Source organism: Micromonospora sp. NPDC049799 (assembly GCF_040656655.1).
Classification (GTDB): domain Bacteria; phylum Actinomycetota; class Actinomycetes; order Mycobacteriales; family Micromonosporaceae; genus Micromonospora.
In genome coordinates, this window is the sequence record NZ_JBFAMU010000219.1 from 1 (window position 1) to 8,267 (window position 8,267).

The 8,267-nt window shown below is 73.3% G+C and carries 6 protein-coding genes; all 6 read right to left on the reverse strand.

The genetic code is table 11. The annotated features are described in order from the left end of the window. Nucleotides 1–214: 214 nt before the first annotated feature. Nucleotides 215–1,378 (reverse strand): acyl-CoA dehydrogenase, encoded by a 1,164-nt coding sequence (locus AB0I76_RS17360; protein ID WP_357036041.1) that lies wholly within the window; start codon nt 1,376–1,378, stop codon nt 215–217. Then, on the reverse strand, nt 1,375–3,348 hold the full coding sequence (locus tag AB0I76_RS17365; protein ID WP_357036044.1) for a biotin carboxylase N-terminal domain-containing protein: 1,974 nt from the start codon (nt 3,346–3,348) through the stop codon (nt 1,375–1,377). The genes AB0I76_RS17360 and AB0I76_RS17365 overlap by 4 nt, the downstream gene beginning before the upstream one ends. Before the next feature lie 11 nt (nt 3,349–3,359). Next, nucleotides 3,360–4,961, reverse strand: coding sequence for a carboxyl transferase domain-containing protein (locus AB0I76_RS17370; RefSeq protein ID WP_357036047.1), 1,602 nt, complete (start codon nt 4,959–4,961; stop codon nt 3,360–3,362). Continuing rightward, nucleotides 4,962–6,089 carry an acyl-CoA dehydrogenase family protein gene (locus tag AB0I76_RS17375; RefSeq protein WP_357036049.1) on the reverse strand — a complete coding sequence of 376 codons (1,128 nt, stop codon included), beginning with the start codon at nt 6,087–6,089 and terminating at the stop codon, nt 4,962–4,964. It lies immediately after the preceding gene. Beyond that, on the reverse strand, nt 6,086–7,759 hold the full coding sequence (locus AB0I76_RS17380) for an acyclic terpene utilization AtuA family protein (protein ID WP_357036052.1): 1,674 nt from the start codon (nt 7,757–7,759) through the stop codon (nt 6,086–6,088). Before AB0I76_RS17380 ends, AB0I76_RS17375 begins: the two co-directional genes overlap by 4 nt. After that, on the reverse strand, nt 7,756–8,267 hold a 512-nt coding region (locus AB0I76_RS17385; RefSeq protein ID WP_357036055.1), incomplete at its 5' end, for a maleylpyruvate isomerase family mycothiol-dependent enzyme. The genes AB0I76_RS17380 and AB0I76_RS17385, both read right to left, overlap by 4 nt.

Consider the following 8,267-nt stretch of genomic DNA (forward strand, 5'->3'; position numbering starts at 1 on the left):
ACCGTCCGCTGAGGACGCCGGGGTGCGGCGGGACGATCGGGCGTCCCGCCGCACCCCGGCCCTGGTCGTACGGCAGAAACGGCCGGGCCGCGTCACCTGCCGGTCCGTCCCTCGCCTCTGATCGACTCGACGTCCCTGCAAACGGGGTGTCCGGGTGAGGTTTTCGACCCGACTTCAATGACACCGAGTGGATCATGCCCGGTGCCGGCGTGGGTCAGTACGACTTGTCCTGGCCGAGGACGTGCTGGGCGACGAAGTTGAGGATCATCTCCCGGCTGACCGGGGCGATCCGACCGGCCCGGACGGCGCCGAGCAGGGTCGCCACCCCGTACTCGGTGGTCATGCCGGCCCCGCCGAGGGCCTGCACCGCGGTGTCCACGGCGAGCGCGGCAGCCTCGCCCGAGGCGTACTTGGCCATGTTGCCGGCCACGCCAGCCTCCAGGTCACGGCCGGCGTCGTAGAGCACCGCCGCCTTCTGGATCATCAGGCGGGCCAGTTCCACCTGCACGGCGGCGTGTGCGAGCGGGTGAGCGACCCCCTGGTGGGAGCCGATCGACCGGCCACCCCAGACCTTCCGGGTGGCCGTGTACTCCGTGGCGCGTTCGATCGCGTACCGGCCGGTGCCGGCGCCCATGGCGGCGACGGTGATGCGTTCGGGGTTGAGCCCGGCGAACAGGGCCGGCAGCCCGGCGTCCAGGGACTCGCCGACCAGGGCGTCGGCGGGCAGCCGCACCTCGTCGAGGTAGAGCAGGAACTGGTTCTCCGGGGACAGGATCTCCATGTCCAGCTTGGACTTCTCCAGGCCGGGTGCGTCCGTGGGCACGATGAACAGCGCCGGCTTGAGCTTGCCGGTGGCGGAATCCTCGGTGCGCGCCACAACCAGCACGTACTGCGCCTCGTCGACCCCCGAGATGTAGCACTTGCGGCCGGAGAGCAGCCAGTCGTCGCCGTCGCGGCGGGCGACCGTGCCGAGGCGGTGGAAGTTCGACCCGGCCTCCGGCTCGGTGATCGCGAAGACCACCTTGAGCGAGCCGTCCGCGAAGCCGGGAAGGAAGCGCTTGCGCTGCTCCTCGGTGCCGTGCCTGTTGATCACGGTCGCGGCGATGGCCGGGGAGACCACGAGCAGCAGCAGCGGGCAGCCGGCGGCGGCCAGCTCCTCGCAGACGATGGCCAGCTCGGTGATGCCGCCGCCTCCGCCGCCGTACTCGCTGGGGATGTTGACGCCGAGGTAGCCGAGCCGGCCGGCCTCGTTCCACAGCTCCGTGGTGTGCCCGCCGGTCTTCGCCTTCTCGACGAAGTAGCCGTGGCCGTACTTGCGGCCCAGCGCCCGGACGGCGTCGCGGAGCTGGTCCTGCTCGGGGGTGAGGTCGACGTTCATCGGGAGTCCTCCTCAGGATTGACCACGGCCAGCACGGCGCCCGTGTCGACCTGGCCGCCGGCCGGGACCGGCAGCTCGGCGACCACGCCGTCGGTGGGGGCGAGCACGGGGTGTTCGAGCTTCATCGCTTCCAGGGTCAGCAGCAGGTCACCGGCGGCGACCCGCTGGCCGACCGTGACGTGCACGCGGGTCACCGCGCCGGGCAGCGGCGCGACCAGCGACCCGGCGGCCAGCTCCGCGGTGGGCAGGGGGAGGCGCGGCAGCTCGGTGAGGCTCGCCGCCCCGTCCGGGCCGTCCACGAAGACCTCCGACCCCACCCGGTGTACGCGGAACACGCGCCGGACGCCGTCGACGTCGAGCACCACCCGGTCCGGTGCGGCCTCGACCAGGCTCACGGCCGACGTCGGGCCGCCCTCCGGCAACGACCATTCCGCGAGCGCACCCCTGCGGTCCAGGCGGTAGCGGGCCTCGATCTCGCCGTCCGGACCGGTGAAGCGGGTGACCTGCGGGAACGCCGGCACGTTGCGCCAGCCCGAGGGCAGCCCGGCCAGCACCGACGCCGAGGCACGGCGGCCGGCGGCCGAGGCGAGGGCCGCAGCCAACGCGACCAGGGGGAGTTGGTCGGCGGGCAGCAGCGGCTCGAAGACCTCCGGGTGTCGCTCCAGGAAGTCGGTGTCGACGTCCGTCGCCGCGAATTCCCGGCTGCGCAGCACCCGGACCAGCAGGTCCCGATTGGTGGTCACCCCATGGAACTCGGCGCGGGCCAGCGCCCCGGCCAGCGTTCGGGCCGCCTCCGCCCGGGTGGGACCCCAGGCGACCAGCTTGGCGAGCATCGAGTCGTAGTGGACGCCGACCGTCGAGCCGTCGACCACGCCGGAGTCGAGCCGCAGGCCGCGCGTCGGGGAGAACGCACCGGCCACCCCCGGGACCGCGAAGCGGCGCAGGGTTCCCGTGGCCGGACGGTAGCCCTGGGCCGGGTCCTCGGCGCAGAGGCGTACCTCGATCGCGTGACCCTCGGTCGGCGGCGTCGTCGCCAGCGGCAGCGGCTCGCCCTCGGCGACGAGGATCTGCAGCCGGACCAGGTCGAGCCCGGTGACCGCCTCGGTGACCGGGTGCTCGACCTGGAGGCGGGTGTTCATCTCCAGGAAGTGGAAGTCCCCGTCGGGCGCGAGCAGGAACTCGACCGTGCCCGCGCCGACGTAGCCGACCGCCCGACCGGCGGCCACCGCCGCCTCGTGCAGCCGCTCCCGCAGCCCGTCGGGCAGCACCGCCGGGGCCTCCTCGACGATCTTCTGGTGCCGCCGCTGGATCGAGCAGTCCCGCTCGCCGAGGGCCACCACCGTGCCGTGGGTGTCGCCGAAGATCTGCACCTCGACGTGCCGGCCGCGTTCGACGTACCGCTCGATGAAGACCGTGCCGTCGCCGAAGGCCGACGCCGCCTCGCGGCGCGCGGAGGCGACGGCCTCGGCCAGTTCGGCGGCGTCCCGGACCACGCGCATGCCGCGACCGCCGCCCCCGGCGGACGCCTTCACCAGCACCGGAAAGCCGGTGATGTCGCCGGCGTCGGTCCAGGTGGGCAGCATCGGCACGCCCGCCTCGGCGAGCAGCGCCTTCGCCTCCATCTTGTCGCCCATCGCGGCGATCGCCTTGGAAGGTGGGCCGACCCAGGTCAGGCCGGCGTCGGTGACCGCCGTGGCGAACTCGGCGTTCTCCGCGAGAAACCCGTAGCCCGGGTGGACGGCGTCCGCGCCGGCCCTGCGGGCCGCGTCGAGGATGAGGTCGATCCGGAGGTACGTCTCGGCGGGCGTGTTCCCCGGCAGGTGGACGGCCTGGTCGGCCTCGGCGACGAACGGCGCGTCGGCGTCGGCGTCGGAGTGCACGGCGACGGTCCCGATGCCGAGCGTGCGGCAGGTGGCGAAGACCCGGCGGGCGATCTCGCCCCGGTTGGCCACGAGAAGTCTGTTGATCACGAGTCAGCCCCCTACATCCGGAAGACGCCGAAACCGTCGGCGCCCTTCACCGGTCCGTTGTGGATCGCCGACAGGCAGAGCCCGAGGACGGTACGGGTGTCCCGTGGGTCGATCACCCCGTCGTCGTAGAGCCGGCCGGAGAGGAAGAGCGCCCCGGACTGGGACTCGATCTGCTGCTCGACCATCATCCGCATCGCGGCGTCGGAGTCCTCGTCGTAGTCGCGGCCCCGTGCGGCGGCGGCCTGCCGGGCGACGATCGACAGCACCCCGGCCAGCTGCGCCGGGCCCATCACCGCCGACTTGGCGTTCGGCCAGGTGAACAGGAACCTCGGCTCGTACGCCCGGCCGCACATGCCGTAGTTGCCGGCACCGTAGGAGGCGCCCAGGTTGACCGTCAGGTGCGGCACCCGCGAGTTCGACACCGCGTTGATCATCAGGGCGCCGTGCTTGATGATCCCCCGCTGCTCGTACTCGGTGCCGACCATGTAGCCGGTGGTGTTCTGGAGGAAGACCAGCGGTGTGTCGGCGGCGTTGGCGAGCTGGATGAACTGGGCCGCCTTCTGGGCCTCCTCGCTGAACAGCACGCCCCGGGCGTTGGCCAGGACGCCGACCGGGTACCCGTGCAGCTCGCCCCAGCCGGTGACCAGTGCGGTGCCGTACGCCGGCTTGAACTCGTCGAACTCGCTGCCGTCGAGGACCCGGGCCAGGACCTCACGCGGGTCGAAGGGCACCTTGAGGTCGCCGCTGGCGATGCCCAGCAGCTCCTCCGGGTCGTACTTCGGGGGCTGCGGCACCGGGTTGCGCGGTGGCGGGCCCTGCTTGCGCCAGTTCAGCCGGCGGACGCACTGCCGGGCCAGCCGGATGCCGTCCCGCTCGTCGGAGGCGAGGAAGTCCGCGAGGCCCGACGTGGTGGCGTGCATGGCCGCGCCACCGAGGGACTCGTCGTCGGCGTCCTCGCCGGTGGCCATCTTCACCAGCGGCGGCCCGGCCAGGTACACCTGCGAGCGCTCCCGGATCATGATCGTGAAGTCCGACATGCCCGGCACGTACGCGCCACCGGCCGTGGCGTTGCCGAAGACCACGCTGACCGTGGGGATCTTCTCGGCGGAGAGTCGGGTCAGGTCGCGGAACACCCGTCCGCCCGGGATGAAGATCTCCGCCTGGGTCGGCAGGTCCGCCCCGGCCGACTCGACCAGGTTGACCATCGGCAGCCGGTTGGCCAGGGCGATCTCACCGGCCCGCCGGGTCTTCGCGAGCGACCACGGGTTGACCGCGCCGCCGCGTACGGTCGGGTCGTTGGCGACGATCAGGCACTCGACGCCCTCGACCACGCCGATGCCGGTCACCACGCTGGCGCCGACCGGGAAGTCCGTGCCGTACGCCGCCACCGGGGACAGCTCCAGGAACGGGCTGTCCGCGTCCACCAGCAGCTCGATCCGCTCCCGGGGGAGCAACTTGCCACGCTTGTGGTGCCGGGTCACGTACTTCTCGCCGCCGCCGGCGCGGGCCTGGTCGAGGGCGGCGTCCAACTCCACCAGGCGTTCCCGCAGCGCCTCACGGTTGGCCGCGAACGCCGGCGAGGACGGGTCGACCGTGCTGTCCAGTGTGGTCATCTACAGGCCCATGCCCTTCGCGATGATCTCGTTCATGATCTCGGTGGTGCCGCCGCCGATGCCGAGGATCCGGGCGTCCCGGTAGTGCCGTTCCACCTCGGCGTCGCGCAGGTAGCCGAAGCCGCCGTGCAGTTGCAGCGCCGCGTCGACCACCTCGGCGCACGCCGCGACGGCGACGTTCTTCGCCATCGCCACCTCGGTCACCACCGGCTCGCCCGCGGCGACGCGGGTGGCCACCTCGTGCACGTACGCCCGGGCGGCCTCGGCGCGGGTGTGCATCTCCGCCAACCGGTGCCGGACGAGTTGCCGGCTGGCCAGCGGGCGGCCGAAGGTCGACCGGTCCCGGCACCAGCGGGTGGCCAGGTCGACGCAGCGCTGCGCGGTCGCGTACGCCTGCGTGGCCAGCGAGAGGCGTTCGGCGGCGAAGTGCTGCATGATCGCCAGGAAGCCGGTGTGCTCCTCGCCGACCCGGTTCGCCACCGGTACGCGGACGTCGACGAACGACAGCTCGGCGGTGTCCGAGCAGTGCCAGCCGAGCTTCTCCAGCCGCCGCCCGACGGTGAAGCCGGGCGTGCCCTTGTCGATCACCAGCAGGGAGAGCCCGTTGCCGGTGGAGACCGCGGTGGTCACGAAGTCCGCCCGGATCCCGCTGGTGATGTAGGTCTTCGACCCGTTCACCACGTAGTGGTCGCCGTCCCGGCGGGCCCTGGTGCGGATGCCGGCCACGTCGGAGCCACCGTCCGGCTCGGTGACCGCCAGCGCGCCGATCATCGTCCCGGCGAGCGTCGGCCGGACGTAGCGGTCGATCAGGTCGTCGTTGCCGGACGCGACGATGTGCGGCAGCGCGATCCCGTGCGTGAACAGGGCCGCGACGAGGCCGGACGAACCACCGGAGCGGATGATCTCCTCGGTCACGATGATCGAGTCCAGCAGGTCGCCGCCGCTGCCGCCGACGGACTCTCCGAAGCTGACGCCCAGCAGGCCGACCTTCGCGGCGGTGGCATGCAGGCTGCGCGGAACCTCGCCGGCCCGCTCCCAGTCGTCCAGGTGCGGCAGAACCTCCCGGGTCACGAAGGCGCGGGTGAGCTCGCGCAGCTGCCGTCGCTCGGGGGTTTCCACCATGGTCACCGGGTCACTCCTGATGCCGGCAGGTCGACGATCCTGGAGCGGAGCAGCTCACCGAGCGCCTTGGCCTGGGGGTCGAACCGGGTGGAGGCGGCCACTCCCTGGCCGAGCAGCCCCCGGATGACGAAGTTGACCGCGCGCAGGTTCGGCAGCTCGTACCGCTCCACGCTCAACGGGGCGGTCTCCGGCAGCAGCTCGGCCAGCCGCTCGACGGTCAGCCAGCCGCGCAGCCACTCCCACGTCGCGTCGGTCCGCGCCCAGACGCCGAGGTTCGCGTCGCCGCCCTTGTCGCCGGAGCGCGCCCCGACCAGTTCCCCGAGCGGCCCCCGCCGGGTCGCGGGCGCGGCGACGGACGGGCTCGTGCTGCTCACCGACGGCGCTGGTGGGACCGTCACGGTCGGCGGGGCGATCGGCACCCGTACCCCGTCGGGCAGCACCGCGACGTGCGCCACCTCCGCCTGCGGCACGACGTCCGCCGTGAAGACCCCGTACGGAGTCGCGTCGCCGGGCAGCGTGGTCAGCGTGCAACCGGGGTACGAGGCCAGGGCCAGCTCCACCGCGGCGGCCGAGAAGGCCCGACCGGCCCGCGCCTTGTCGCCGTCCCGCAGGTGTACGTGCAGCAGTGCGCTCGCCGCCTCGGTGTCGGTGGCGTCCACGTGGTCGGTGCGGGCGAGCGTGAACTCCAGCCCGTCCTTGCCGACCGCCTCCTCGATCTGGCCCCGGACCAGGGCCGCCTTCGCGGGGATGTCCAGCCCGCAGAGGACGAACGTCATCGAGTTGCGGAAGCCGCCGAGGTTGTTGACGCCGACCTTGAGGGTGTCCGGCGGGGGAGTTCCCCGGACGCCGTCGACGCGTACCCGGTCCGGCCCGTCCTGGCTCAGCCGCACGGTGTCGAGGTGCGTCACCACGTCCGGTCCCAGGTACGCGGGCGCGCCCACCTCGTACAGCAGTTGGGCGGTGACCGTCTCGACGGTGACCGCGCCGCCGGTTCCCGGATGCTTGGTGATGATCGAGGAGCCGTCCGGGTGCAGTTCCGCGACCGGGAACCCGGGCCGGTGGCCGCCGTCGGGCAGCTCGGTGAAGAAGCTGAAGTTGCCGCCGGTCACCTGGGCGCCGCACTCCAGCAGGTGCCCGGCGACCGTCGCCCCGGCCAGCGCGTCGAGGTCGTCGCGGCCCCACCCGAACCGGGCGATCCCCGGACCCACCACCAGGGACGCGTCGGTGACCCGGCCGGTCACCACCACGTCCGCCCCGGCGTCCAGGCAGGCGGCGATGCCGAACGCCCCCAGGTACGCGTTGGCGGTCAGCGCGTCCGGCCGCTGGAGGGCGTCCCCCTCGACGTACGCGATCCGCGCGTCCAGCCCGAGCCGCTCCGCGAGCGACCCGATCGCGGCGGCCAGCCCGGCGGGGTTCAGGCCGCCGGCGTTGGTCACCAGCCGCACGCCGCGGTCCAGCGCGGTCCCGAGGGTGCCCTCCAGTTGCCGGAGGAAGGTCTTCGCGTACCCGAGGGACGGGTCGCGCATCCGGTCCCGGCCGAGGATCAGCATCGTCAGCTCGGCCAGGTAGTCGCCGGTGAGCACGTCCAGCTCACCGCCGTCGAGCATCTCCCGCCAGGCGGTAGACCGGTCGCCGTAGAAACCGGACGCGTTGCCGACCCGCAGCACGCCGCTCATGCCGTCACGCCGTCCCGGGGCGCGGTGCCCGTCCCGGCCTGCGGCTCGCGGCCGGCTCCGGGTGGGCCGGCGAACGCTTGCGCCACGTCGAGCCACGCGTCGGCGACCGGGCCGGTGGCGACGAGGGCCAGGTCGGCGCGGTGTCGCCGCTGGGTGACCAGCAGGCAGAAGTCCCGCACCGGACCGGCGACCCGGTCGGTGGCGTCGGCCGGACCGTACGCCCAGGTCGCGCCGTCCGGAGTGGAGAGTTCGACCCGCACCGGCGCCGTCGGCACCGGGCGGCCGTGGGCGGCGAAGCCGTGCCCGAGCGTACGGAAGCCGAGGTGCGCGACGTGTCGCAGGCGGACGGTGGCCGGGCGGACGACGCCGAGCGCGTCGGCGACGTCCTCGCCGTGTGCCCAGGTCTCCATGATCCGTGCGGTGACCATGGAGGCGGGTGACATGCGGGTGCCGTACCAGGGAATCTTCTCGCCGGGCGGCGCCGCGGCGAGCGCGGCGGCCAGCGCGG